Here is a 1491-nt window from a genome sequence, read left to right on the forward strand (position 1 = left end):
TTGTGTGGGTTGCCGAGTTGCCCCGATTGCCCCACTGGCCCCGATGTAATCCGCTGACGAGCGCCTCATCTCCTTGACGGACTTTTGAAGTCCTATGTGTCATTCAGGGTTGGCTCGTCTCGGTCTGACCTGTTTCACATCACGTCGTGTGTTGCTGCCCCAATCGCCTTCAATGGCTCACATACCCTTTCTGTTCAGGTTGGTTGATATTCAGCTACGGTGCTCAGGCCGCTTGCAGCCTGCTACTCACGTAGCCCCGTTGGTAGTTCCTTTGCCTGGCCGTGACGGCCCAGATCGTCCGGGCCATCTTGGCCGCCTGCGCCACGATCACCACGTTGGCCGGGCGTCTAGCCTGGAGTTGCTCCAGCCATACCCCCGGCTCCTTGGTATGCGCGAGTACCGAGCGCGCCCCGTGGATGAGCAAGGTGCGCAGGTAGCTGTCACCCCGCTTGGAGATGCCCAGCAGCTTGACCTTGCCGCCAGTACCGCGTTGACTCGGCACCAGGCCGAGCCAAGCGCAGAACTCACGGGCCGACTTGAAGGCCGTGGCTTCACCCATCGTGGCAATCGCGGCCGTGGCAGTCATCAGCCCGACCCCGGGGATAGCGGCTAAGCGCTTCATGTCAGCATCGGCGCGAAGGCGCTGCGCCAGCCGCGCTTCGATGGCCTTGATGTCCTCGTCAACCCTCTTGATCCGATGCGCCTGCTCGCGCAGGCTGTGGACCACGTACTGGGGAATGTCGTTGACCAGCGATTCCAAGGTCGCCTCGATCTCAGAGAACAGCGCAAACCTGCCCCGCGCGAAGATCGCGCCAAACTCGTAGAGCAGGCCCCGCAGTGCGTTGGTCTGCATGACCTTCATCCTCATGAGCAGTTCGCGCTGGCGATGCAAGGCCAGCGTGGCCTGCTGCTCCAGCGTCTTCATGCCCACGAACTTCGTCCCCGGCTGCTGCACCGCCAGCCAGATGGCCCGGGCGTCGGTGACGTCGGTCTTGTTGCCGCTCACGAAGGGGCGCACGGCCTTCGCGTGAATCAGCCGTACGCTGTGGCCCAGCCCCGTCAACTGGCGCGCCCAGTGATGCGCGCCGCCGCAAGCCTCGATGCCGATCAGGCAGGGCTGGCGATTGACGAAGTGCTCCAGCACCTTTGCGCGCTTGAGCTGCATGTTGATGACCTCGCCAGTGACCATGTCCACGCTGTGAAGCTGGAAGACGCTCTTGGCGATGTCCAGGCCAACGACCTGCCGGCCGTCGATCAACCCGATGATTTGTCCTGCACCTTGTGCTGCACTACGATTCATCTCGGACCTCCGATGGTGTTTGTGAAGACCTTGGTCTATCACGCCATGGGCACTTCGATGCCGTATCCATTCGGGGGTCCCCCTTGCCCTGCCGGCAAGCCAGCCCTCCTCACAGTCACGCTGTTCATCTCAGTGCTCTTGCCGCTCTTGAATTTGCCCGTAGGCAGGGAGGCATCCATTACATCTCCTTG

The 1491-nt window shown here is 62.1% G+C and carries 1 protein-coding gene; it reads right to left on the bottom strand.

Features of this window, described 5'->3' with window-relative positions:
• Nucleotides 1-223 precede the first annotated feature (223 nt).
• On the bottom strand, nucleotides 224-1300 hold the full coding sequence (locus QTI24_RS31435; protein ID WP_286605858.1) for an IS110 family RNA-guided transposase: 1077 nt from the start codon (nucleotides 1298-1300) through the stop codon (nucleotides 224-226).
• Between the last annotated feature and the right edge of the window lie 191 nt (nucleotides 1301-1491).

It is taken from the genome of Variovorax sp. J22P240, from assembly GCF_030316855.1.
Classification (GTDB): Bacteria; Pseudomonadota; Gammaproteobacteria; order Burkholderiales; family Burkholderiaceae_C; genus Variovorax.

Coding starts and splice junctions, on each gene's coding strand:
- QTI24_RS31435 (WP_286605858.1), bottom strand. CDS start 1,300: ATGAATCGTAGTGCAGCACAAGGTGCAGGACAAATCATCGGGTTGATC.